Here is a 23436-nt window from a genome sequence, read left to right as displayed (position 1 = left end):
CGCTCCCTTTTTCCGGTTATATAGATTCAGTTGAGTTGTTGTTATGTTATATATCACCCCTTTGCGAATGGCTGAAACATGAAATAATCTACTCTGCCTCAGCCGACGGGAGTTCCGGGGACACCGGAAACTCCTCCGCCGACGGCTGTGCAGACGGAACGGGAGTTTCCCCGGTTCCTGCCGCCAGCCCGGTTTCTTCCGAGCCTGAATCTGCGGGCGCTTCGGTTTCTTCTGCGGATGGCTGTGCGGGCGCTTCCCCGCCCCCGTTTTCCTGCCAGTGATATGGCACGCCCCCGCGGAAGATAATGGAGCCGTCCAGCGCGTTTACGGTAAACAGGCTGTGCGCCGGATTCATGTTCCCATACCCGTTCGCTTCGCCCATAGATTCCCCGTTCATATTAATCAGGTAGGTCCCGAAGAAATCCCATGCCGGAACAAGCGTAAAGCTCTCGTCCTCGTTCATCACGCGGGCATATCCAAGCCTGATTTCGCTGATTTGCGCTGTCCCGTCGATGGTGGTGTCTTCAGGCATATCCCCGGCCGAAGCGAGCATGCCGTCTGTTTTCAGCAAATTTTCCTGCATGGCCGTGACCGCGTCTTCCAGGGATATCAGGCCGCCTTCCCGTATTTCGTCCCCGGCCTCACCCGGCGCACGCCAGTTCAATTCCACGATGCCGTTATCGTCCACCGTAACGGCCATGGATTCATACAGCGCAGACACATCCGTATCCCCGACGATATTGGGCGTCTTGCTTGTATACATATAAATATCCGTATCGGTGTACGTCACCGGAATATTGCCGACTTCCCGCGCGAAGTAGAACTGATAGACCTGGGGCGCGGTTTTGGCTTCCTCGTCCGCCTGCTTTCTCGGCGCTTCCATTTTTGCCTGCGCGGCTTCCGGGTCCGCCTCGTACTCTTCCTGTGAAATTTCGACATATTCCGGGATGTTTACGATGGGGACCAGCCTTGTCTGGGCGAGCCGCATATCGGGGTCGAGCGCCTGCGCTGTTTTGGTCGCCAGCGCTTCCGCCTCGGCGCGGGACATACCCATGCCGCGCGCTTCACCCTCGTAGGCGATGCCGTTGTACCACGTCTGCTTTTCAGCGCCTTGCGCGTCAAACGTCTTCAGCCCGCTTTGAAACGTAAGATTGCTGTTCCAAAGGTTTGAATTCGCCGATATATCCAGCGTATCGTGCGAATTCCCTGCGTCTGCCCATACGTGCACTTCGTCCTGTTCGACCGTAAAGCTATGCTGCAATATCCCGTCTCCAATATCTTCGCCCACGGACGATACCCTTTCGAGCGTAGTGTTTGCCGGTTCCTTCGTCTCCGTTTCCGGCGCGGTTTCCAGCTCTTCCTCCAGCGCGGCGATCGTCCGCTCTCCCGCCGGTTCCGCATTTTCAAGGTCTTCCCGGACGTCTGCCTTCGTCCGGATCGGCGCGTAAAGCTCCTTGCCGCCCATCAGCACCTCGATCGCGTTGTCGACGTCCGCCTGGGTAAACTCGCGCGTCACATAGCCGCGCGCCGGAATGTCGTCCGTATCCGGCCTGATAACGTCCGCGTCGATCTCGATTTTGATATTCTCATAGCCCGAATCGAGCGTCCTTGAAATGTGTTCTGTCTCCTGCGCTTCGCTTGAAACCGCTCCAACCGGCTCGAGTGACGGCGACTCCGCTGCCCCGGGCTGCTCCGTATCCGCAGCCTGTGCGGGCGCGCACGCCGTTGTAAAGCACGCGATTCCCATGATTCCCGTGAGTACCAATGCCGCGAGTTTCACGCCGCGTTTTGTTTTCCGTTTCATATAAATCCCCCTGATTCGTTTTTCGGCAACCTGTTTCGAGCTGCCGAGGGCCATCCCGAGGATATAGCGGGCTTCCCGTTCCTCCGAAAACATCGCGAGGATCGTGCTTGCATACCGCTTCTTATCCTCTTTTTCCATCCGCCGCACAACCATGCTGTCGCACGCGGTCTCCATATCCATTACAATCTGCCTGTCCGCAAGCCACACCACGGGATTAAACCACCATACGGCCTTGAGGATGTTCATCACAAAGCGCACCGCATAATCCCCGCGTTTGTAGTGGGTAAGCTCATGCAAAACCGCGTAGCGCAGCACTGCCTCGTCTTCCCGGTAGAGGTCGAGCGGCAAAAGCAGCACCGGGCGCAGCGACACCGTAAGCGCGGGCGTGGAAAGCGCCGCGCTCAGGCGCAGCCTGATCCTTCCCTTAACGCCAAGCTCCTTTTTGCAGGCCTCGAATATCCCCCTGATCCGTTCGTCCGGGAGCAGCGCGCCTTTCCTGATCCGGCGGCACATCCGCCCCCAGCATACCGCCATGACGAGCGCCACCGCGCAAATCCCCGCGAGCCAGCCGAGGACGGCGGCCGCGGCAGGTGGCAGCGTCCGCACGGCCGTAGGCTGCGGCGCAACGGGGGCCGCCGGTTGTCCGGTTCGTTCCTTTCCAGCCGCCTGATGCCCGGCCTGCGGCGCGGCGCCATTGTTTACGGCCTGCACCCGCATCGCGCCTCCGGTATCCGCTGTTTCCCCGGCCGCCGCGCCCGCCGGGGTTCCGCCCTTCGCAGCCGGGGCCGCGGCGGTAATTCCGGGATTCTCCTGCTGCGGCAGGTTCACAAAATGAAAGCCCGTTTCCGCTGTAAACGGAAGCGCGAGCCGCGCAATGAGGATGAACCACAGTGCGAATTGCAGCACCGGCGATATTTTGTTTTTGGCGCACTTTTTGAAGATCATGATGCCGCAGAAGATCACCGCGGCGTAGACGGAGATGCCAAGCAGGGCTGTGAGAACCGCCGTCATCTCACTCACTTCCTTCCGAAAGCTCGTCGATCAGCGCCTTTAGTTCCTGCTGGTCGTCCTTCGAAAGCCTGCCCTCGCGGATCATGCACACAAGAAGCTGTTTTGCTCCCGCGCCGCTCATTTTTTCAAAAATGTTTTTGCTTTCCGCGCGGATGCATTCGTCCATTTCCACCAGCGGATAATAAAATTTGTCCCGCCCTTTGAGCTCAAAGCCCACAAACCCCTTTTTGCACAGCTTGGAAAGGTAGGTCGCGTAGGTGGTGTAGCTCCACGAGACCGCGTCGCCCATGGAACGGATCACCCCAGAAAGCGTTTGCGGCTCTTTCCCCCACAGCGCGGACATAACCGCCCATTCGGGGTTCGTCAGTGTCGTTTTCATCTCTTTTTCCTCCTGTGTTCCAAAGAAATACGGGCAGTTACTATTTCTGTCGTTTTATTACTATGATTATAGTAATAAAAGAATCTTTTGTCAACAAATATTTTTATTCTGTGTCATGCGAAGCAAGCCTTTGCCCCGCGCCTTCCGCAAACGCATCCTCTTGGCCGAAAAAACGCGCCCGGCCTCCGCACCGGGCGGGACACAATGCAGGGCGGCTAAAATTTTTTGCAGCGCCCCGCCTTGGTGGAACCATCCTTTTTTTAAGTACCGCTAAAAAAGCGTAAAAAAACGGCCCGCTGCCGTCGGTCTTATTTCACTTGCGGCTGCCGCCGGTGGCTGCGAAGCGGAAGCCGGAACATCGCAATTTCTGCCTCTCCGTTTACCGGTAGGTCGCGGAGGAGGACAGGATGCTTTCTTCCGCAAGCCCCACGCCCGCGCTGAACAGGAAAAGCTTCATATCGTTTTTGCTGAGTTGGCATTTTGGCCCAAGGCGCACGCTCGTAAGGGCGTCCATGCCGAGCGTTTTGAGGTTCAGCTCCACATAGGATTTGATGGCTTTGCCCACCACCACGGTTTTCAGCTTGCTGAAAAGGTCGTTCTGGGCGACGTGGCCCTGCCGCTCCTTGAATTTTGCATAAGCGTCCGTTGTGGGAATGGGAAAATTGACGGCCAGCCGCCATTCATGCTCTTCGCTGAACGCGGGATTTTTGCAGAACGCGCTTTCCCCGTTGACCGCGCGCAGCAGTTTGATAATCTCGCCCGAGGGCTGCTGTCCCCGGTCGACCAGGGTATGCAGGTGCCGGAAAATTTTACGGATGTGCGGACGGATCAGCGCCTTCTGCGCCGCCGGGGTATAGCGGATGCGCCCAAATTCAAAGGTATGCCCCGGGTCTGCCGATTCGCGGTTTTTGCCCAACATGCCGCTGATGCGGTCCGCGCGGAAGCCAATGCACACGCCCGAGCCGTCGTCCGCGTAGCCGCGCCACTGGCTCAGGCTGTCGCCCTTCTCGGAAAAGCAGATCGCATAGGTAATATAGTCGTCGTACCAGTGCTGGCCCATGGTTTTGAGCTCGTAGCGCATCAATTCTTCCACCGCTTCGTGGCTGCGGTATTCTTTCCCTTCGTATTCAAACCGGATGGAAAAAGGGTCCTTGTCATACTCCTCCATCGTCGTCTCGAGGATGAACTGCTGGAGCCAGCGGCGTTCCATATAATCGTTGCTTTTCCCGATATCCGAAAGGCGCAGCGTTTTATTGGAGATGATGCTGTAAAAGCTCTCCACGCTGCAATAATGGTATACGGTTTCGATTTGCTTTGAATTCATGGCTGGCCCCGACCTGCTTTTTCAGGGAACGCATTTCATACGTCCCCTGCTGCCTTGTGGGCAATTTTGAAGTTCCGTCCTGGGAGCGACTATTCCAATTCCATTTTTTTCAGGAATTCGTACAGCTCCTCAAGCTGCTGGGCGGTATAATATTCGATGGAAATGCGGCCCTTTAAAAGCGACCCCTTGATTTGCACCTTGGTCGCGAGCGCGCGGGAAAGCTCGTCCTGTGCTTCGGTGAGTTCCACCGGCACGGCCTTTTTCGCTTTCTGCGCCTTTTTCGCGGGCGCCGCGGGGCTCATCCATTCCTTCACCAGCGCCTCCGCTTCGCGCACGGAAAGGTCGTTATCCACGATATATTTTGCGCCCTCGCCGATTTTTTTATTGTCCTCGAGCGGCAGCAGGCAGCGCGCATGCCCGGCGGACAGCTTCCCGCCCGTCACCATCTTTTTCACCGGTTCCGGAAGGGCCAGCAGGCGCAGCAGGTTTGCGATTGCGCTGCGGCTTTTGCCCACGCGTTTTGAAACCTCGTCCTGCGTTAAATTATAATCCGTCATCAGCTGCTGGAGTGCGGCGGCCTGTTCCAGGGGATTGAGGTCCTCGCGCTGGATATTTTCGATCAGGGAAAGCTCGAGTATTTCGCGTTTTTCAAGCTGTTTCACGATCACGGGGACCTTGGAAAGCCCCGCAAGCTTGGCCGCGCGGAAACGACGTTCCCCCGCAATGATGGTGTAACGTCCCGCGTTTTTATAGACGATGATCGGCTGCATGATGCCGTGCACCTTAATGGACTGCGCCAGCTCTTTCAGCTTCGCCTCGTCGAATTTTTTCCTCGGCTGGTTGGTGTCGTTGTCCAGCAGGAAAATATCGATTTCATTGACCCCTTCTTTTTCCGTTGTCCCGGCCTGCGCGTCCGCCATCAGCGCGCCCAGGCCCTTCCCGAGTCCTCTTTTCATTTCCGTGCCCTTCCTACTTCATATCGTTTGTCAGGAATTCCACTGCCAGCTCGTTATACGCTTCCGTACCAAGGCACTTCTCATCGTACAAAAGGATCGGCAGGCCGTAGCTCGGCGCTTCACCGAGGCGCACATTGCGCGGAATCACCGTTTCATATACTTTGTTTTTAAAGAATTTGCGCACTTCCTCCACCACCTGCAGGGAAAGGTTGGTGCGTCCGTCAAACATGGTCAGCACCACGCCCTCCACCTCGAGCGAGGGATTGAGGCTCTGGCGCACCAGTTTCACCGTGCTCATCAGCTGCGTGAGCCCTTCGAGCGCGTAATATTCGCACTGGATGGGGACAAGGATTTTATCCGCCGCCGTCAGCGCGTTGAGGGTAATCAGCCCCAGGGAAGGCGGGCAGTCCATAAAAATATAATCGTACAGGCCCTTTACCTCTTCGAGTTCACGTTTTAAAATGGTTTCGCGCGCCATCATGGAAACAAGCTCCACCTCCGCGCCGACGAGTTCGATATTCGCGGGCATCAGGTCGAGGGTCTGCATCATCGTCGGACGGATCGCCTCCACCGCCGACGCGCCGCCCACCAGCACATCGTACGATGATTTTTTCAGCCCGGTACGCTCCACGCCGAGGCCGCTCGTGCTGTTGCCCTGCGGGTCGATGTCAATGAGCAGCACACGCTTTCCCCGGTTTGCAATACACGCGCTTAAATTGATGGCCGTCGTCGTCTTGCCGACACCGCCCTTTTGATTTGCAATCGCAATCGTTTTGCCCAAAATTGTTTCACTCCCTGTTTTTTGACGTGGCGGCCGGCGCATGTGAAAATTCCCGGCGGCCCGTCTTTCTATCGCCCCGGCGGGATGCACTTCCCACCCGGAATGCGATACGTTTTTCCGGGGCAAACCCTTCTTTCGGCCGGTTTGTCCGTTCCTGTAATATTATATCGGAAAAAGGCGCTGTTGAAAAGTTCTGTTTGCGCCCCGGCGGGATGCAAAAAAACGCGGCGGCACAACATTTTGTGCCGCTGCGCAGCTTCTTGGCATTTTTCCATCTAAATGTTGATCTCAAGTCTTTTTGATGAATTTATTTCCGCACTCCGGGCAGGTGATGCTGATTTTGCCCTTCCCCTTTGGAACACGCAGTTTCCTGCCGCATTCCGGGCATTGGTAGAAGCGGTGGGTTTTGCTGTCCCTCACGCGGTTTTTGAGGTTCCACCACCATGTGCGCACCGCGCCCCATTTGCGCAGCCATGCGTAATTTTCCGCCTGCCGCTTCTCAATCTGCCGGGAAAACATACGGTAAATCGCAAACACCAGCGGAATCCAGCTCAGCAGGCTGACATATGGAAGGGGGACAAACAGGAACACCACGCATAAAATAATCGACAGGATAATCAGGGCCATTCCGAATTGGTCGCCGCCGTACCGTCCCATCATAAATTTTCTAAAGCCGTTCATAGATAAGCCTTCTTCTCTTTTAAGGATTTTAATCTATTTTACCATCCGAATATGAACTGATTATAACAAAATCCTTTTTTTATTGGAAGCCTGTGCGAAAAGCCCCGTTTGCGGCGGCTGCTTTTTATGCCGGGGCGCGCTCCGGCGCCGCGCCCTACAGCGGGGCTTTCACGATCTGCGCATACCGCCGCGGGTATTTTGGCGAAAGCGTCCCTGTTTTCCGGAACGCCAGCACATGGTGGGCATAGCCCTCGCACGGCAGCTTGATTACCTCTTCGAGCTCGAGGTTCAATGCCTTTGCCGCGTTCCCGGCCTCCGCAAGCTCCTGTTCATATTCCCCTTTATAGGCCAGGAACAGGCCGCCCTGGCGCACGAGCGGCGCGCACAGCTCGGCAAGGACGCGAAGCTGCGCCACCGCGCGTGAAACGCATACGTCAAAGCTTTCCCGGCGCGGCCCGCGGGCAAGCTCTTCGGCACGGGCGCACAGCACCTCTACCCCGATTCCCGCGGCTTTGCTGCCGCGCTCGATGAACGCGCATTTCTTCCCGGCGGATTCCACCGCCGTCGCGCGTATATCCCCGCGCATGATTTTCAGCGGCACAATGGGAAAACCCGCGCCGCTTCCCACATCCGCCACGCTCGCCCCCTCCGGGACCAGCCCGAGGGGCGCAATGCTGTCGAAAAAGTGCCTCAGCGCCGCATCCCGCGGGGCGGTGACCGCGGTCAGGTTGTGCACCTTATTCACCTCTATAAGCTCGTTATAATAGGCTTCCATCCGGGAAAGCTCCGCGTCTGTAAACGCGTATCCGCTTTTTCCGGACAGGTCTTTCAGTTCCTGCGTAAATTCCGACATACGCCTTTATTCTCCCTTATACGGCTTCCATGCCGGGGGCGTAAACGCCGCTTCCTCAAAGACCGCCTTCATGCCGTCGCCCGTCGGGCTGCAGGCGAATACGCCGATGCGCACCGCCGCATTTTTGCAGCGCAGATGGAATATGCGCATTTGCTCATATCGCTTCCCGTCATACGAATTTTCAAATAAAAAGCTGTCTTTGAGCCGGCTCACGCGGTAATACATCACCCGGACGTCCCCGGGAATGTCCAGCGTCGCCCAGTCGGAATAGCCCCCGGTGGTCACGACGCTTCCGAGCGTCTGGTTTGTCTCGCTTCCGTATTCCATGCAGACCTTCGCCCAGTTTTTTTCGTCCAGGTAAACGAGGATTCCGCACTGGTCATAAAGGCTGCTGCCGTCGCGCGTAGCCTTCACCGTGAACGTGCATTCCTCATCCGCCTCGGCCAGGAGCCCGTGGCCGGTGTTCTTCGTAAAGTTGTAATAGGTATTTTGCCAGAGGTCCGTCCCCGGTTCCGCATGGATTACGATCCTTTTATCCGTCACCGTTGCCTGATGGGGCATGTTTAGCCACTTTGCTGTTCTTCCTGCCAGATGCATTTTACTTGTCCCTCCTGTTTTCTCTTTGCCTATTTGTCCGCCTTCCCGGTGAGGGCGGCTTTTCCTCTCTTTTTTCCGCTTTTTATTGTATCGCCCCGGAATATTTCCGGGTGATTATTGCCAGGCTTCCCTTTCTGCTGCATAAACGTGGTGCGGCATTATCTTGCCATGATAGAAACGGTCGTAGGTCGCCACATACTCCATGCCGATTTTCTCGGCAACCGCGCGCGAGCTTTCGTTGCTTGTGCGCATCTGCGAAAAAACGCGTTCCGCCCCGATGACGCGGAACGCATGGTCGATACATCCGCGGGCGCCTTCCGCCGCATAGCCTTTTCCCCAAAAGCTTTTATTGAGGATATATCCCAGCTCCCAGCCGTCCTCGCCATTGATGTTTTCCGTATAAATAAGCCCGATTGCGCCAACGTTTTCGCCCGTTTCTTTATCCTCCGCATACAGCCAGCCGTATCCGTACCGGTCATACCGGGCGGAATTCCTCTCCATCCAGTCTGTTACCTCTTCCTCGGAAAAGCCGTGCTCCCATGCGTACATAACCTCCGGGTCTTTGAGGAATACGCTTATTTCCCCGCGGTCTTCCGGCGTAAACCGGCGAAACGCCATTCGTTCTGTTTCAAATAAAACCTGTTCCACTTACACGTCTTCCTTTCTACGTCCGTTTTCATCAAAAAAAGTTTTTAAGTCCCGCTCCACCCATACAATGGGAACGACCAGGCAAATTCCCGGAGGGATCATATCTATTAAAACCAGTATATCCGGGTGCAGTGGTAAAATCAAATTAAAAAGAGCGACAAGAACAAGCGCGATAATCCCCCAGGAAAATAAGAGTTCGCCGAAGCGCCTGTTCGCATATTCCCAGCTTTCCTGCGAACGCATCGAACGTTCCGTTCGGTATCCGTTCACTGGATTGCGATCCCGTGGTATATGCCTTTTCATCACCGCGCCAATGATCAGCAGCACCACAGGCAGAATAGCCGATATGATCCATGTCGCAGCCATATAGCCGCCCCCCTTATTGTTTCACGTGAAACACGTCGTCGCAAAGTACGCTTTGCTCCGTTTTCGCCTGCGGCAAAATCTCCGCTCGCTTCCCTGCTCCTCCTCTCCCCACGCCACTCACTTCGTTCGAGTTGCGCGGGGGCCTCCCCTGAACGCCCACTTGGTTCGCTTCACGGGCGGAAATGCATTCCCCCGTGTTCTCTCCTTCCTTTAGGTTGTTTCGTTTCGCGCACAAAGGCGCTCACAAAACCGATTTATTCCTGACGACAGACCTTTGATCGCGGACGCTTATGGATTTCCCGGCCTTTTATCAAACCGTAGGCCGTTCCCGTTCAAACTTCGTTACCTTCGTTTTCATGGACGGCCCTTGCCTAGGCGCTGTTCGAGTTGCGCAAAGCGTACCCCATGAGGGATCGTCGGCGCAGCCGACTCCTTCACTGTTCTCTATTCCTTATTACTTATTCCTTATTCCTTACCTTTCCAGCCTGCCAGATACACCAGCAGCACCGAAATATCCGCCGGTGATACCCCTGATATACGCGACGCCTGGCCCGCGTCGCAGCATGCGCTCTTTGCTCATTTCCCTGCAGGAAAACTTCGCTTTTTCACGCGGCTGCTCCTTTCCCCACGCAACTCACGCTGTTCGAGTTGCGCGGGGTCCCATGTCTTCCAAACCGTAGGCCGCGCTACGATTCGCGTTTTGCCGCCAGATACACCAGAAGCACCGAAATATCCGCTGGCGATACCCCCGATATCCGTGACGCTTGGCCTACGGTTTGGGGCCGGATATCATTCAGCTTGGCCCGCGCCTCAAGGCGCAGGCCGCTGATTTCCCGGTAATCGATATCCGCGGGGATTTTCTTTTTTTCCAGTCCCGCGGCGGCTTCGACCTGCTTTTGCTGTTTCCCGATATAGCCCGCATATTTGATATTCGTTTCAATTTGGAGCGTAATATCGTCGTCGGCCTCCATGATTCCGCTGTCCGCTTCCGCGAGGTCGTGATAGGAAATTCCCGGCCGCGCAAGCATTTCCGCAAGCTTCATGCCGCGTTCCGGCGTTTCCATGCCGCGCTTTGCAAAAAACGCGTCCGCGTCCGCCTTCTTCACCGTCACCGACTGCAGGCGTTTTGTTTCACGTGAAACATTTTCCATTTTATACATATAACGGTCATACCGTTCGTCCGATACAAGGCCTATGTTCCGCCCGATTTGCGTGAGGCGCGTATCCGCATTATCCTGCCGCAGCAACAGGCGATATTCCGCCCGCGAGGTCATCATGCGGTAAGGCTCATTGGTTCCCTTGGTCACAAGGTCGTCAATCAGCACGCCCGCATAGGCCTGGTCCCTCCCGAGAACGACGGGTGGCTCTCCATCCAGGAACCGGCATGCGTTGACGCCCGCCACAAGACCCTGCGCGCCCGCTTCCTCATAGCCGGACGTCCCGTTGATCTGTCCGGCGGTAAAAAGCCCCGGCACCTCTTTCGTTTCAAGCGAGGGCAGCAGGCGGGTCGGATCGATGCAATCATATTCAATTGCGTAGGCCGGGCGCACAAAGTGCACGTTTTCCAGTCCCGGCACCGTGCGGTACAGCGCCACCTGCACCTCTACCGGAAGGCTTGAGGACATCCCCTGCACATAAACCTCATTCGTATGCAGGCCCTCCGGCTCCAAAAACAGCTGGTGCCGCTCCTTATCGGGAAATTTCACCACCTTGTCTTCAATGGACGGGCAATAGCGCGGCCCGATTCCCTCGATCATGCCGCTGTAGAGGGGACTGCGGTGGATATTCTCCCGGATGATTTCATGCGTTTTTTCATTCGTATAGGTGAGATAGCAGGGAACCTGCTTGCGTTCGATTTTCCCGCTGAGGAAGGAAAAGGGAACAATCTTTTCATCCCCGTACTGCGGCTGTGTTTTTGAAAAATCAATACTGCGCGCGTCGACCCGCGCGGGCGTTCCCGTTTTAAAGCGCTGCAGGGAAAAGCCGAGCCGCGCAAGGCTCGCGCTCAAATATTCTGCGGGGAAAAGGCCGCTCGGCCCCGCGCTTTTGGTATATTCGCCCACAATGACCTTGCCTTTGAGGTAAACCCCTGTCGCAAGGATTACCGCGCGGGAAAGGTACCGCGCGCCCATCGCGCCGCGCACGCCGGTCACGCCTTTATCGTCTGTCAAAAGCTCCGTGACCTCGTCCTGCACAAGCAGGAGGTTATCCGTATTCTCAAGCGTTTCCTTCATATAGCGCTGGTACAGCTTTTTGTCCTGCTGCGCGCGCAGGGAATGAACCGCCGGGCCTTTTTTCGTATTCAGCATCTTGATCTGGATAAAAGTCGCGTCCGCCGCAAGGCCCATCTGCCCGCCCAGCGCGTCGATTTCGCGCACCAGGTGCCCTTTTGCCGTGCCGCCGATTGCCGGGTTGCACGCCATCAGCGCAATTCCATCCATATTAATCGTCGAGAGCAGCGTTTTTTTACCCATGCGCGCACAGGCAAGCGCCGCCTCTACGCCCGCATGCCCCGCGCCCACAACAATGATGTCGTATGTTCCTGCCGAATAATCCGTCATTTATACTCCTATCTTAGCTGTCCGCCTTAAATCATTGTCAAGCATGTATCTGTTGCCGTCAGCATACTTACGTTCACTCTTCCTCTGTGCAACCGCCGCAACGGTTGCGGCGGAATAAATCGCGACGTCGGTCGCGGAAGATCTTTTTGGTACTTTTTCAGATAGAAAAAGTACATGGACTAATAGAGAGGGGCCTTAACAAAAGTTCCTATCCATTTTGTTTAGGGTTACTCCTACCCAAGGGCCGGACAAGCACGGTACCACGTAGAAACAGAAGCATAATCCATAGACGACTAACCGGGGCCCCCGCGAATCTCAAACGCTATCAGCGCCAGGGACTTAACCGGGGCCCCCGCGAAACTCGAACGCAGTGAGTTTCGTGGGGTAAAGGAGGAGCCGCCTAAAGAGCGAGTTTTCGCCATGAGGCGGAAACGGAGCAAAAAGGCGTGCTCCGACGCGTTATTTCCCCAAGCAGAATTTTGTAAAAATCCTGTCGATGATCTCCTCGCTCACCGTCTTTCCGGTGACCTCTCCCAGGCTTGCCCACGCCGCATTCAGGTCGATCGTCACGCAATCCATATCGATTCCCTCTTCCATCGCCCGGATCGCTTCGCCAATTTGCCCGGCAGCCTGCCGGAGCGCAAACACATGCCGCTCGTTTGTAATTAAAATTTCACCTGCCGTTTTATCCTGCTCTGCATATTCAAGCAGCCGCTGTTTTAAAGCATCGATTCCCGCTCCCGTTTTTGCCGAAATACGAAGCGGGGACATGCCGAACTCCCTTTTTACGTCCTCTTCTGACAGCCTTTCACACGCATCTAATTTATTTAAAACGACCAGAAGGTCGGCTTCACTTTTTTTAAGCGCTCTCATGGCTAAGTGGTCTTCTTCCGTAATTTCACCGCTTCCATCAAGCATGAAAATCGCCAATTTACTTTCGTTTATTGCATTTTCAGACCGTTTTACGCCTTGTGCTTCGATTTTATCCTTCGCATTCCTGATTCCAGCCGTATCCGTCAAATATATCGCAATTCCACCAATGTTGATGCTTTGCTCGATTGTGTCGCGCGTCGTACCCGGAACATCCGCGACAATCGCCCGGTCCATGCCCGCGAGCGCATTCAGGAGGGAAGATTTTCCCACATTCGGCTTGCCCGCAATGGCGACGCGCAATCCTTCCCTGGCAATCCGTCCCGCGCGGTAAGTCCCGGCAAGGGCAAACAGCCCTTCCCGCATCTCCTTCAAAACCGGAAGCAGTTTCTCCGCGGTTTCCTCTTCCAGGTCTTCCTCCGGATATTCCACTACGGCTTCCACCTGCGCGAGGGCATCCGTGAGCTGGTCCTGGTAAGCGAGCACGCGCTCTTTCAGTTTTCCCGCGAGCTGCCCAAGCGACGCCTTTGCCCCCGCCTGCGAGGACGCGGAAATAAAATCGCATACCGCTTCCGCCTGCGAAAGGTCCAGCTTTCCATTCAGGAACGCCCGCCGCGTGAATTCACCCGGCCCTGCGGGACGCGCGCCGCATTCCAGCACATAGTCAAGCACCTGCCGCACGCCCACGGCGCTTCCGTGGCAGTGGAGCTCCGCCGTGTTTTCCCCGGTATAAGACTTTGGCGCATAAAACATCACCGCCATCACCATATCCAGCAGTTCGCCTTCCCGCCTGACGCTTCCATAGACCATCTGCCCGTGCGCAAACGAATCACGGGGAAACACCCTTTTTAAAACGGCTTCCGCGTCCGGCCCGCTGATGCGGATTACCGCGACGCCCCCCGTTCCCGGCGGCGTCGCAATCGCGGCAATTGTGTCGCTCTGCATATTTCCTCCCATATTCTTTTTTCTTTGAAAAAAGAAAAAAGAACCAAAAAAGAAATCATCGTCTAAAAATTATTTATATTTAATACCATCAGCACACTTATGTTGCACGCTTCCTCTGCCGAACCGCCGCAAACGGTTTGCGGCGGAATAATCCGCGACGTCGGTCGCGGAAGATATTTTTGGTACTTTTTCAGATAGAAAAAGTACATCAGCTACAAGAGCGGAGCTTTTGCAAAAGTTCCTATCCCTTTTTGCATAGGGTTTCTCCTACCCAGAGGCTGGATTTCCTCTCAAATACAATAAGAAGTGTTTTTACGCCGTATCGTATGCCGCCCCGCCCCGGGATGCTGCCTAACCGCCGCAAACGGTTCAAAAAAACCCGACGGATTTCCCACCGGGTATTTTCGCTGTTTCCCCACGCTTTATGATTCGCGCCGTTTTCTCCGGATGACCACGCGGCGGTACGGCTCTTCCCCTTCGGAAACCGTCTCGACCCGCGGATGGTTTTGCAGCGTCGCATGCAAAATCCTGCGCTCGTACGGGTTCATCGGCTCGAGCGTAATCGGTTTTCCGGTTTTTGCCACCGTATTTGCCAGCCGTTTCGCCAGCTTCTCAAGCGTGCGTTCGCGCTTTTCACGGTAATTTTCCGCATCCAGCATTATTTTCTTATAGTCCTCGCGGCCCTTGTTGACCGCAAGTCCCGTCAGGTATTGCAGGGCGTCCAGCGTATCGCCGCGGCGGCCGATCAGTACGGCCGTATCCTTGCCCGTTATTTCAATTTTAAGCGCCTTTTCGTCTTCTTCAACCGTCGTGCATTCCGCTTCAACCTTCATGCGTTCAAACAGGCCGTTCAAAAATTCTTCGGGAGCGCCTTTTTCCGCCTGCTGCGGCTGCTTTTTCACCAGATGCACAACGGCGCTTTTCCCGAGCCCGAAAAGCCCTTTTCCGCCTTCGTGCACAATTTCAATTTCTACTTCGTCAAGCGAAAGCCCCATTTGTTCAAGACCTTTAAAAATTGCCTCGTCAACAGTCTTTCCCTTTGCTTCCACAAAATCCACTTTTATTTCCTCCTGCTTTAAGAAACAGTCACTTCCTGCTTTTTCGCTTTTGCTTTCTTAATGAGGTCGACAACCTTCATCTGGCCGAACGCGTAAAGGCTCGATACAAACCAGTAGAGAGCAAAAGCCGTGTTGGACGTGGCGCAGATAAATACCGAGAAAATCGGCATCATCCACATCATCATTTTATTGGTGCAGCCCTGTGCTTCCTGTTGCTCCTGCGTTTGGGCCGTGGCGCCCATCATCGCGTTTTGCGCCGCCGCGGGGTTAAACTTCTGCTGCAGGAACAACGCAACGCCCGCAAGCGCCGGAAGGATCAGGTAACCGTTCATGTTGGTTACGGCGTTTGTCGCGGTATTCCAATACCCGTTTGCTTTCAGGATTTCCGTAGTCAGCGCATTATACGTATCGGCGGGCACCTGCATCACGCCCGAGGAAAAGTCGAGCAGCCCCTGGCTTTTCAGGAGTTCCAGCGTCTGCGGCTGGATGAACGTCTGGTTCGACTGCACATAGGAAAGGAAGCTTTCCGCCGACGGAAGGATGCTTGCATTGCCGCCGATGAACGAATCCGGCTGCCAGAGGTTGTGCACCCAGAAGAACGGCGTAAGCCTTACGGTCTCCGCACCGTTCTGCGCCGCATCCAGCATCAGGGCGATTGTCTGCTCGCTGGCGATGACACGCATCGCGCCGAAGAAGGCGAACAGGATCGGCAGCTGGATCAGCATGGGAAGGCATCCGAGCATCGGATGAATGTGCATCTTGCGGTACAGCGCCTGCTGCTTTTTCTGCAGCTGGCCCGGATTATTCGCATAGCGCTTTTGCAGGGACTGGATTTCCGGCCCGAGCGCCGCCATCTTGGCCTGGTTTCCGCGCTGCTTCAAATCAAGGGGCAGCAGGCACAGACGGATCAGCACGGTCAGAACGACAATACCCAGGGCATAATCCGCAAAGATATTGTGCATTCCTTTCATGCAGATTACAAAGAAATCCGATAAAAAGTTATTGTATAGAAAATCCAAAATTTACATCCTCCTGGTCGGAACACGGCTCTTCGTTCTTACCCGCTTTTATGTTTGACCGCCGGTTCCCGATCTCAATACCCCTAACGCAATGCACGCGTTCCCGCGCCTCCGGCCGCTTTACGGGACCGGGTCGTATCCGCCCTTAAAAAACGGATTGCACCGCAAGATACGTTTAATCGCCAAAAATGACCCTTTGAGCGCCCCATATTTCGTAACTGCCTCAACGGCATACTGCGAACATGTCGGCGTAAACCTGCAACACGGCCTTGTATACGGCGAAATTGCTTTCTGGTAAAACCGGATCAGCGCCAATATCACTTTTTTCATTTTTTTCCTCCCACAGGTTTACCCTGGAAGGCCCGGCAAGCCGGGTCGCCTGAAAGGATTCCCGCACGCTGCGCCAGCTTGCGCATCTGCGAACAGATTTCATGGAACTCCGCCCGCGCGATGCTTTCCCTTGCCACAAAAACAAGGCTGTGGTTTCCCTTAAGCTCCGGCAGGAGGGTACGGTATGCTTCTTTCATACGCCGCCGGGCGCGGTTCCTCACCACGCTGTTTCCCACCTTTTTGCTGACGGAAAACCCGACACGGACGCCGCCATACCTGCTTTTTGCGGCGACGAGCGTCATGTCGCGGGACCCCGCGGGTTTCCCCCGCCTGTAAACAAAGTTAAACTCTTTGTTCTTTTTTAACGTGCATAAATCCACTTTCGCTTACGCGGACAGGACTTTCCGGCCTTTTGCGCGCCTTCTTTTGAGAACGTTCCGGCCGGCTTTCGTTTTCATTCTCTTCATAAAGCCGTGAACGCGGCTGCGTTTCTGTTTTTTCGGTTGATACGTCATTTTCATAGCTACATCTCTCCATTTTCTACATATAATATAGTGCGGACGCCCCCTTGCTTCCAGCCCGGAAGCTCCACGTTTTTCCCGATAAAAAGACGATTATTATTATATAATTTTTACTGTCAAGTGTCAAGGCAAATGCCGCATGAGGCCGCCGTTCCAGCCGTTTTCTTTTCCTTTTTATCCATAGATATTGGGGTGCCCTTCCCTTTGTTCCCCTTTTTTCCACAATTTGGCAACTATATCTAGTATTTTCACTTTTTACCGGCCCCCTGCGAAAACAAAAAACCATTTTTTCTTCTACCATTTCAGCGTTCCCTGTGGTATAATAAACCTCGCGGAAAGCCTTATTTTATGCACATTTTCGCACATATTGTGGATAACTTTGTGGATAATTCCGGACTTATTTTTTAAAAAGGTTTCTGCGCGGGCCTCCGGCCTGTGCAAAAAGTTATCCACAATCGATCAAATACGGAGCCGGGGTTAAAGCGTACATGAGTGTCTTTAATGTTTTATGGGAAAAAACGCTGAATTATCTGGAGGAAGACCTCCCGATGTTTCAGTTTAATGTATGGATCAAGGAACTAAAGCCTGTGCACGAGGAAGACGGGACTTATTTTTTTGAAGTGTCAAGCCCGATGCATAAAAGCCTGATGGAAGAAAAATATGCGGAGAAAATCCGCCTTACCATGCAGCTCGCTTATGAAGAGCTTTACGGCGTGCCGGGCGCGGAAATCCGTCCGGAGTTCATTACGCCCCAGGATTCCTCCAAGCTGAACATCAATGAAAAGAAAGTGGAGCCGCAGCCGGCCCGCGAACATAAGACGAACCTGAACCCGAATTATACCTTCGACACCTTTGTGGTGGGCGAAGCCAATAAATTTGCCAACGCCGCGGCCCTTGCCGTTGCGCAGGCGCCCGGCCGCGCCTATAACCCGTTGTTCCTCTACGGCGGCGTGGGCCTTGGAAAAACGCATCTGATGCACGCGGTGGGAAACCACATTTTGCAGGAAAACCCGGAGGCTGAAATCGTATATGTAACCAGCGAAACCTTTATGAACGAGCTGATCCGCATGATCCAGCTTACCAACAACCGGGCAAACATCGACCTGCGCGAGCAGTTCCGCAGGAAATACCGCAATATCGACGTGCTGCTGATCGACGATATCCAGTTTATTGCGGGGAAGGACGTGGCACAGGATGAATTTTTCCACACCTTCAACGCGCTGCGCGATATGAACAAGCAGATCGTTATTTCCTCGGACCGTCCCCCGAAGGAGATGGAAAAGCTGGAGGAACGAATGCGCTGCCGGTTTGAATGGGGCCTGATTGCCGATATCAAAATGCCGGATTATGAAACGAGGGTCGCCATCCTCTTAAAGAAGGTGCAGGCGCTGCGGTCGGTTAATCCATCCGCGCTTCCCATCCGGGACGACGCCTTACATTATATAGCACAGCAGAAAAATTCAAATATCCGTACGCTGGAAGGCGCTCTGCAAAAGGTTATCATGTATGCGGAACTGCATAAGGATTCCCTGCCCTCCGGGGAGATCGACACTTCCGTCGCGCAGAGGGCCCTCGAGGATTTCTTTGCATCCCCCGCCGTACGGGCCATTACGCCAAAAAGCGTAATCGACGTGGTGTGCGAATATTTCGCCATCCGCGAAGAGGATATCCGCGGGCAGAAACGAAACAGGGAATATGTATTCCCCCGCCAGATTTCAATGTTTGTGCTGCGCGACCTGACGGACAGTTCGTATTCCAAGATTGCGGAATTCTTCGGCAGGGATCATTCCACCATCATGCATGCGGAGGAAAAAATAAAGAAGCAGATGAAGGACGATCCCGAGCTGAAAAAAGTGGTGGAGGATATCGAGGCGAAAATCAAGGGATAACCTGTGGATAAAAAAACGGGCAAAAACGGACGGTTTTAAACCATGCACAATAAGGGCACAGGCCGTCAACCGGTTTTGCCGTTTTACACAGAAGTTATCCTCGTAGATAAATGTAAAAAAATGGCTTCGTATTAACAAAAAAGTGGGTTTTCCACAGAATGCACAACCCCTAATACAGCCATTACTGCCTATCTGTTAGAATAAAAACATGGAGGAACGCGACATGCAATTTACTTGTGCGAAAGAAGATTTACTCACAGCCATCGGTACGGTAAACCGTGCGGCTTCTAAAATGCAAAAGACCATCCTGGAATGTATCCTATTCTCCTGCGGGGAGGATGTGATTACCCTGCGCGCAACGGACATCGCCCTTTCCATCAAAACGGAAATGAACGCCCAGGTTGAAAAAACGGGAGACGCGGCGATTCCCGCAAAGCTCCTGTATGAGATTATCGGACGGTTTCCCGAAAGCGACGTAACGTTTAAAAGCATCGGGGAAAATTCGGTGGAGATCAGCTGCCTGAATTCAAAAGTGGTGCTCCAGCAAATGAACGCGGATGAATTTCCGGTGTTCCCCGAGCTTGAGGATAAGGAACAGATTAAGATTCCGCAGTGCGTGCTGCGGACCATGATTAACCAGACGCTGTTTGCGGCGGCGGTCAACGAGGATAAACCGATATTGACCGGCCTGTTGTTTGATATTGGAAAGGACAGCCTGACAGTTGTGGGGCTCGACGGCTACCGCATGGCGGTCAGGAAGCAGCCTGCCATTTCGGATATCGAGAAAAAATGCGTGATTCCCGCCCGGACCCTGCGCGAGGTGTCGCGGATTGTCGCGGATACGGAGGAAAACGTTAAAATTTCGATCAGCGGCAATATGGCGCTCTTTGAAGCGGGCAATACGGAAATTTATACCCGGCTGCTCGAAGGGGAATATATCAACTACAGGAACCTTCTGCCCGCGGACTGCGCGACCAGCGTGAAGGTGGAAACAAATATGCTGAAGGACAGCCTCGAGCGCGCATCCATCCTTGCGCGGGAAGGTAATAACAACGTGGTTAAGTTCGAGATCAGCGAGAAAAATTTGGAAATTACGTCCAATTCCGAAATGGGCAATATTGACGAGCAGATACCCGTGCTGACGGAGGGCAAGGACCTCAAGATCGCGTTCAACGCGAAATATGTGCTGGATGTGCTGAAAAATGTGGAGGAGCCTGAGGTACTGATGCAGTATAATACCGGGGTCAGCCCGTGCGTGGTGAAGCAGGAAAATTCGGATGCGTATGAATACCTGATCCTGCCCGTGCAGCTGCGGGAGGAATAAAAAACCGAGAACGACCATATGCAGGAAAAAGCGCCCTCATGCAGGGCGCGCCGGGCTGTTGAAATTCTCTGCAACCGCACCGAAGGGATGTAGACTTCGGTGCTTTCAGCGCTAGCGAACGCGCAAAACGCTCATATATTGCATATATTATTCGCTCTTTTGCGTGTTTTCTGCTTCCTCGACTTGCAGATTTCTGAACAGTCCGCTGGAATTGCCGATAAAACCGGCAATCCCAGGCGCCCTTTTGCAGGGCGCCTTTTTTGAAAGGGTTCCGATGCATTTAACAAGGCTGAAGCTGATTCATTTCAGGAATTACGAGCAATTGAATATTTCCTTTTATCCCGGGGTGAACGTGCTTTATGGAAAAAATGCGCAGGGAAAGACGAATATCCTCGAGGCCATCCATATTTGCGGGAACGGAAAATCCTTCCGCGTGAACGCGGACAGTAAAACCGTGATGGAAGGCAAGGAGGGGGCGTACCTTTTTGCGGAATATGTGGAAAACATGGACCGTTCGATTGAGGTGCTGATTGGCAGGGACCGGAAAAAGAGCCTTAAAATTGACGGGGCGCCCGCGAAAAGCCTCAGGGAATTGCTGGGAAACCTCTTTGTGGTGGTGTTTTCCCCGGAGGATATGAAAATGGCAAAGGAGGCTCCTTCGCTGCGGCGGGGATTCCTGGACGGCGAAATTTCAAAGATCAGGCCTTCGTATGTGGACGCCCTTAAAAATTACACGAAGATTATCGCCCAGAAAAACGCGGCCCTGCGGCGGCGGGATAATAAGAATGTGGGCGGAATCCTCGATGCGTATAACGCGCAGCTTGAAGGATATATCCGCATTATCCTCAAAAACAGGAAATCCTATGTGAATAAGCTGGGGGAATATGTGCGGGAGACCCACCGCGCGATTTCCGGCGGTACGGAGGAAATTTCCGTTTTGTATAAGGAGACGATTCCTGAAACGGGGATTGCGGAGGCGCTGAGGCAGCTCCGCGAGAAGGAATTGTTTGAAGGAAGCTGTACGTCCGGCCCGCACAGGGACGACCTTGAAATCCTGCTTAACGGGAAGGATATCCGCGTGTTTGCTTCCCAGGGGCAGCTGCGCACGCTGATGCTCGCCGTTAAAACGGCATGCCTGAAAATATTGGAGGAAAGCACGGGACACATGCCTGTGCTGCTTTTGGACGACGTATTTTCCGAGCTTGACAGGACGCGCAAGGAAAACCTGCTGAAAACCCTCAAAGGGATACAGACCTTTATTACCACTGCGGACGACGCGGACGCCAGGCTGCTTGCCCGGGCGCATCTTTTTTATGTGGAAAATGGGAAAATAGAGGAAAAAGATAAATTATAAATATGAATTATCTATAATTAAAAAATGCAAAAAATCACATATAAACAGGAAAAATAGAAGAAAATTAGAATAATAAAGAAATATTTAATTAGTAAAATTGCAAAAAATACTTGACTAAACAGTAAAACAGGAGTATTTTAGAGATAACAAAAGCAAAGGCGCTGTTGAAAAATCAACGGCGCCTTTTGTTTTTGAAAAATCTTTCAGGAGGGTTGTTTATTATGACACCTATGAGTAATTCGGAGTATTTGACGAGGGTACAGTTTGCGGAAGAGATCGCCGGCCTCCAAAAAGCGGTGAAAGCCGCCGGGTATACGTATGAAGGATTGGCAAAAGACCTCGGGACAAACAAGGTTTGGCTGGCGAGCGCGATACAGGGACAACAGTGGGTTCCCGAGGAATATTGCGTGAAACTCGCGGGATTACTCGGAATACCGGAAGAACAAACGATGTTTTTGAACAATCATCCCTATAAAGGAAATACGGACCCGATCCTTTACCGCCTGCACGAGGTGCTGGACACCTATGGCCCGGCGATCAAGGAATTGATTCATGAAAAAGGCGGGAACGGGATTATGAGCGCAATTGATTTTGCGATCGACGTTGACATTGTTCCCGACGAACATGGAGACCGGGTGGTCATTACATGGAACGGAAAATTGCTGAAATACAGCAAAATGGGAGAATATCCGTGGTAAGCCGCATGTTTTTTGGGGAATACGCCGGAGGGATGCGCCCGTCCTTCCGGCAGAAGGGGGGCAATTATGTTTGGTGAAGATATTATGGCGGCGTCAAATGCCGCCAAGGGAAAATACAACTTATTAAAAACGAATCCGGGGGGATATTTCCTTGCCTCCATCCTGGCGGGAGTTTTTATCGGGTTTGGCGTACTTCTCGCTTTTACCGTCGGCGGATTGCTTACGGGGGACCCCATTGCAAAAATATTGATGGGATGCACCTTTGGGATCGCGCTCAGCCTGGTTGTGATCGCCGGGGGCGAGCTTTTTACGGGGAATAACCTCGTTATGATGGTGGGCGCGGCCCAAAAGACGGTTTCCCCCGGCGCGTGCCTGAAGGTATGGGGAATGAGCTATGTTGGAAACCTGGTTGGCTCCGTCCTGCTTGCAATCATTTTCATAGGCTGCGGACTGGCAACGGGAAGCGTGGGGGAATTTATGTCCTCCGCCGCGGAAACAAAAATGTCGCTTTCCCCCCTTGCGCTGGTTTGCAGGGGCGCATTGTGCAATATGCTGGTATGCCTTGCGGTGTGGTGCGGTTTTCGCTGTAAATCGGAGGCGGCCAAACTGATTATGGTGTTCTGGTGCCTGCTGGCGTTCATTACAACCGGGTTTGAACACAGCATCGCAAATATGACGCTGCTGACAATCAGCCTGCTTTCCCCGGCTGCGGACGCCGCGGTTTCCCTGGGGGGAGAGGTGTATAACCTTGTTTTGGTGACGATCGGAAACATGATCGGGGGAATTGTATTCGTCGCGCTGCCCTACCTTGGAATTGCGAGGAAAAAGTAAATATTCCGGGAGCAATAAGGGCGGTAAATATTTTATTCAGGACTGGAGGAAACAGGCCGGAGCCGTTTTTCAGGCGGCGACGGCCTGTTTTTTATGGAAAAGGCCTGCATGCATTACTGACGACTGCCGGGGAATCATTTACCGGCGACGGAGTGGCGCCTTTTTCCCCGGCAAAAACAGCGTAAATAAACGGCGCCTTTCGTTTTTTGATATCCTCACGGCTCCTGAAACCGTTTTTAAGGGTTCGTCCTATTCCCCCTATTAACCCTGCCGCTAAATCGCGGAAAACCGAAAAAAACCTTCCAAAACACGTCTTTTTGTGGTATAATAAAGACATATTTTAAAGAGGTGTTTTATGATTTTGCATCTGGGCGGCGATTCCTTTGTAAAAACAAAAGAAATCCTGATGATATTGGATTACGAAGAGGCGGCGCGCAACAAAGATACAAGCCTTTTTTTAAAGAAACTAAAAACGACGGCGCTTGACGGGGAACCCCGGGCCGTGGTTATTACGGAAGAACAAGGAATGAAAAAAGCGTACTTGTCCCCGATTTCACCGCGCACATTGATGAAGCGGAGCAGCGGGGGTGAGGACGCTTTTCTGCGGCAGGACCCGCAGGGATAAGTTTGGACAGA

At 53.6% G+C, this 23436-nt stretch carries 23 protein-coding genes and 1 pseudogene; 6 read left to right on the top strand and 18 right to left on the bottom strand.

The window, feature by feature from the left end; genetic code table 11:
* Nucleotides 1-88 precede the first annotated feature (88 nt).
* From BBD38_RS06215 to rpmH, 18 genes and pseudogenes are all read right to left on the bottom strand, one after another.
* A complete protein-coding gene (locus BBD38_RS06215) occupies nt 89-2815 on the bottom strand; it encodes a DUF6034 family protein (protein WP_066685842.1) in 2727 nt (908 codons plus the stop codon).
* Nucleotide 2816: 1 nt separating this feature from the next.
* The gene (locus BBD38_RS06210) at nt 2817-3194 is read right to left on the bottom strand and encodes a BlaI/MecI/CopY family transcriptional regulator (protein ID WP_066685841.1); all 378 of its coding nucleotides are present in this window, start codon (nt 3192-3194) and stop codon (nt 2817-2819) included.
* Between the two features lie 379 nt (nt 3195-3573).
* Nucleotides 3574-4518, bottom strand: a complete 945-nt coding sequence (locus BBD38_RS06205) for a DUF2971 domain-containing protein (RefSeq protein ID WP_066685840.1) — start codon at nt 4516-4518, stop codon at nt 3574-3576.
* A gap of 89 nt (nt 4519-4607) precedes the next feature.
* A complete protein-coding gene (locus BBD38_RS06200; protein ID WP_066685839.1) occupies nt 4608-5474 on the bottom strand; it encodes a ParB/RepB/Spo0J family partition protein in 867 nt (288 codons plus the stop codon).
* 13 nt (nt 5475-5487) lie between these two features.
* A complete protein-coding gene (locus BBD38_RS06195; RefSeq protein WP_066685838.1) occupies nt 5488-6255 on the bottom strand; it encodes a ParA family protein in 768 nt (255 codons plus the stop codon).
* Nucleotides 6256-6543: 288 nt separating this feature from the next.
* Nucleotides 6544-6936, bottom strand: a complete 393-nt coding sequence (locus BBD38_RS06185) for a hypothetical protein (RefSeq protein ID WP_066685834.1) — start codon at nt 6934-6936, stop codon at nt 6544-6546.
* A 154-nt stretch (nt 6937-7090) separates the two neighbouring features.
* Nucleotides 7091-7789, bottom strand: coding sequence for a 16S rRNA (guanine(527)-N(7))-methyltransferase RsmG (gene rsmG / locus BBD38_RS06180; protein WP_066685833.1), 699 nt, complete (start codon nt 7787-7789; stop codon nt 7091-7093).
* A 6-nt stretch (nt 7790-7795) separates the two neighbouring features.
* Nucleotides 7796-8350: a DUF1349 domain-containing protein gene (locus BBD38_RS06175; RefSeq protein ID WP_172807776.1), complete on the bottom strand. Its 555-nt coding sequence runs from the start codon at nt 8348-8350 to the stop codon at nt 7796-7798.
* A 150-nt stretch (nt 8351-8500) separates the two neighbouring features.
* The gene (locus BBD38_RS06170; protein ID WP_082989527.1) at nt 8501-9034 is read right to left on the bottom strand and encodes a GNAT family N-acetyltransferase; all 534 of its coding nucleotides are present in this window, start codon (nt 9032-9034) and stop codon (nt 8501-8503) included.
* Nucleotides 9035-9400: an SdpI family protein gene (locus BBD38_RS06165; RefSeq protein ID WP_066685829.1), complete on the bottom strand. Its 366-nt coding sequence runs from the start codon at nt 9398-9400 to the stop codon at nt 9035-9037. It abuts the gene before it with no gap.
* Nucleotides 9401-9865: 465 nt separating this feature from the next.
* Nucleotides 9866-9952 (bottom strand): annotated as a pseudogene (locus BBD38_RS15185) (hypothetical protein); the annotation flags it as partial.
* A 134-nt stretch (nt 9953-10086) separates the two neighbouring features.
* Nucleotides 10087-11961, bottom strand: coding sequence for a tRNA uridine-5-carboxymethylaminomethyl(34) synthesis enzyme MnmG (gene mnmG / locus BBD38_RS06160; RefSeq protein ID WP_066685828.1), 1875 nt, complete (start codon nt 11959-11961; stop codon nt 10087-10089).
* Nucleotides 11962-12420: 459 nt separating this feature from the next.
* The gene (mnmE, locus tag BBD38_RS06155) at nt 12421-13788 is read right to left on the bottom strand and encodes a tRNA uridine-5-carboxymethylaminomethyl(34) synthesis GTPase MnmE (protein WP_082989526.1); all 1368 of its coding nucleotides are present in this window, start codon (nt 13786-13788) and stop codon (nt 12421-12423) included.
* 410 nt (nt 13789-14198) lie between these two features.
* Entirely contained in the window at nt 14199-14834 is a 636-nt protein-coding gene (jag, locus tag BBD38_RS06150) for an RNA-binding cell elongation regulator Jag/EloR (RefSeq protein WP_066685826.1), read from the bottom strand.
* Between the two features lie 17 nt (nt 14835-14851).
* Nucleotides 14852-15805, bottom strand: coding sequence for a YidC/Oxa1 family membrane protein insertase (locus tag BBD38_RS06145; protein ID WP_172807775.1), 954 nt, complete (start codon nt 15803-15805; stop codon nt 14852-14854).
* A 168-nt stretch (nt 15806-15973) separates the two neighbouring features.
* Nucleotides 15974-16183, bottom strand: a complete 210-nt coding sequence (yidD, locus tag BBD38_RS06140; RefSeq protein ID WP_066685821.1) for a membrane protein insertion efficiency factor YidD — start codon at nt 16181-16183, stop codon at nt 15974-15976.
* Nucleotides 16180-16563: a ribonuclease P protein component gene (rnpA, locus tag BBD38_RS06135; RefSeq protein WP_066685820.1), complete on the bottom strand. Its 384-nt coding sequence runs from the start codon at nt 16561-16563 to the stop codon at nt 16180-16182. The genes yidD and rnpA overlap by 4 nt, the downstream gene beginning before the upstream one ends.
* A gap of 6 nt (nt 16564-16569) precedes the next feature.
* Complete coding sequence (rpmH, locus tag BBD38_RS06130; protein ID WP_046443427.1) at nt 16570-16704, bottom strand: 50S ribosomal protein L34; 135 nt, start codon at nt 16702-16704, stop codon at nt 16570-16572.
* Nucleotides 16705-17192: 488 nt separating this feature from the next.
* On the opposite strand from rpmH, the gene dnaA reads away from it, so the two are divergent.
* From dnaA to remB, 6 genes are all read left to right on the top strand, one after another.
* Complete coding sequence (gene dnaA, locus BBD38_RS06120) at nt 17193-18593, top strand: chromosomal replication initiator protein DnaA (protein ID WP_066685816.1); 1401 nt, start codon at nt 17193-17195, stop codon at nt 18591-18593.
* Nucleotides 18594-18816: 223 nt separating this feature from the next.
* A complete protein-coding gene (gene dnaN, locus BBD38_RS06115) occupies nt 18817-19917 on the top strand; it encodes a DNA polymerase III subunit beta (protein WP_066685814.1) in 1101 nt (366 codons plus the stop codon).
* Nucleotides 19918-20191: 274 nt separating this feature from the next.
* Nucleotides 20192-21271: a DNA replication/repair protein RecF gene (gene recF, locus BBD38_RS06110; protein ID WP_066685959.1), complete on the top strand. Its 1080-nt coding sequence runs from the start codon at nt 20192-20194 to the stop codon at nt 21269-21271.
* A 221-nt stretch (nt 21272-21492) separates the two neighbouring features.
* Nucleotides 21493-21969: a cyanase gene (cynS, locus tag BBD38_RS06105; protein ID WP_066685812.1), complete on the top strand. Its 477-nt coding sequence runs from the start codon at nt 21493-21495 to the stop codon at nt 21967-21969.
* Nucleotides 21970-22035: 66 nt separating this feature from the next.
* Nucleotides 22036-22800, top strand: a complete 765-nt coding sequence (locus tag BBD38_RS06100; protein ID WP_066685808.1) for a formate/nitrite transporter family protein — start codon at nt 22036-22038, stop codon at nt 22798-22800.
* Nucleotides 22801-23155: 355 nt separating this feature from the next.
* The gene (gene remB, locus BBD38_RS06090) at nt 23156-23425 is read left to right on the top strand and encodes an extracellular matrix regulator RemB (RefSeq protein WP_066685803.1); all 270 of its coding nucleotides are present in this window, start codon (nt 23156-23158) and stop codon (nt 23423-23425) included.
* The last annotated feature ends 11 nt before the right edge of the window (nt 23426-23436 follow it).

The sequence above is a fragment of the Christensenella intestinihominis genome (assembly GCF_001678845.1).
GTDB classification, from domain to species: domain Bacteria; phylum Bacillota; class Clostridia; order Christensenellales; family Christensenellaceae; genus Christensenella; species Christensenella intestinihominis.
The sequence above is the reverse complement of the archived record's forward strand: the minus strand, read 5'-3'. Positions and strand labels throughout refer to the sequence as shown.

What these genes read in the sequence shown, in the direction of transcription:
- remB (WP_066685803.1), top strand. Translation starts at nt 23,156, where the DNA reads ATGATTTTGCATCTGGGCGGCGATTCCTTTGTAAAAACAAAAGAAATC.
- yidD (WP_066685821.1), bottom strand. Translation starts at nt 16,183, where the DNA reads ATGAAAAAAGTGATATTGGCGCTGATCCGGTTTTACCAGAAAGCAATT.
- BBD38_RS06185 (WP_066685834.1), bottom strand. Translation starts at nt 6,936, where the DNA reads ATGAACGGCTTTAGAAAATTTATGATGGGACGGTACGGCGGCGACCAA.
- BBD38_RS06145 (WP_172807775.1), bottom strand. Translation starts at nt 15,805, where the DNA reads ATGAAAGGAATGCACAATATCTTTGCGGATTATGCCCTGGGTATTGTC.
- mnmE (WP_082989526.1), bottom strand. Translation starts at nt 13,788, where the DNA reads ATGGGAGGAAATATGCAGAGCGACACAATTGCCGCGATTGCGACGCCG.
- dnaA (WP_066685816.1), top strand. Translation starts at nt 17,193, where the DNA reads ATGAGTGTCTTTAATGTTTTATGGGAAAAAACGCTGAATTATCTGGAG.
- BBD38_RS06200 (WP_066685839.1), bottom strand. Translation starts at nt 5,474, where the DNA reads ATGAAAAGAGGACTCGGGAAGGGCCTGGGCGCGCTGATGGCGGACGCG.
- mnmG (WP_066685828.1), bottom strand. Translation starts at nt 11,961, where the DNA reads ATGACGGATTATTCGGCAGGAACATACGACATCATTGTTGTGGGCGCG.
- BBD38_RS06175 (WP_172807776.1), bottom strand. Translation starts at nt 8,350, where the DNA reads ATGCCCCATCAGGCAACGGTGACGGATAAAAGGATCGTAATCCATGCG.
- rsmG (WP_066685833.1), bottom strand. Translation starts at nt 7,789, where the DNA reads ATGTCGGAATTTACGCAGGAACTGAAAGACCTGTCCGGAAAAAGCGGA.
- BBD38_RS06215 (WP_066685842.1), bottom strand. Translation starts at nt 2,815, where the DNA reads ATGACGGCGGTTCTCACAGCCCTGCTTGGCATCTCCGTCTACGCCGCG.
- rpmH (WP_046443427.1), bottom strand. Translation starts at nt 16,704, where the DNA reads ATGAAAATGACGTATCAACCGAAAAAACAGAAACGCAGCCGCGTTCAC.
- BBD38_RS06210 (WP_066685841.1), bottom strand. Translation starts at nt 3,194, where the DNA reads ATGAAAACGACACTGACGAACCCCGAATGGGCGGTTATGTCCGCGCTG.
- BBD38_RS06100 (WP_066685808.1), top strand. Translation starts at nt 22,036, where the DNA reads ATGTTTGGTGAAGATATTATGGCGGCGTCAAATGCCGCCAAGGGAAAA.
- BBD38_RS06165 (WP_066685829.1), bottom strand. Translation starts at nt 9,400, where the DNA reads ATGGCTGCGACATGGATCATATCGGCTATTCTGCCTGTGGTGCTGCTG.
- BBD38_RS06205 (WP_066685840.1), bottom strand. Translation starts at nt 4,518, where the DNA reads ATGAATTCAAAGCAAATCGAAACCGTATACCATTATTGCAGCGTGGAG.
- dnaN (WP_066685814.1), top strand. Translation starts at nt 18,817, where the DNA reads ATGCAATTTACTTGTGCGAAAGAAGATTTACTCACAGCCATCGGTACG.
- cynS (WP_066685812.1), top strand. Translation starts at nt 21,493, where the DNA reads ATGACACCTATGAGTAATTCGGAGTATTTGACGAGGGTACAGTTTGCG.
- recF (WP_066685959.1), top strand. Translation starts at nt 20,192, where the DNA reads ATGCATTTAACAAGGCTGAAGCTGATTCATTTCAGGAATTACGAGCAA.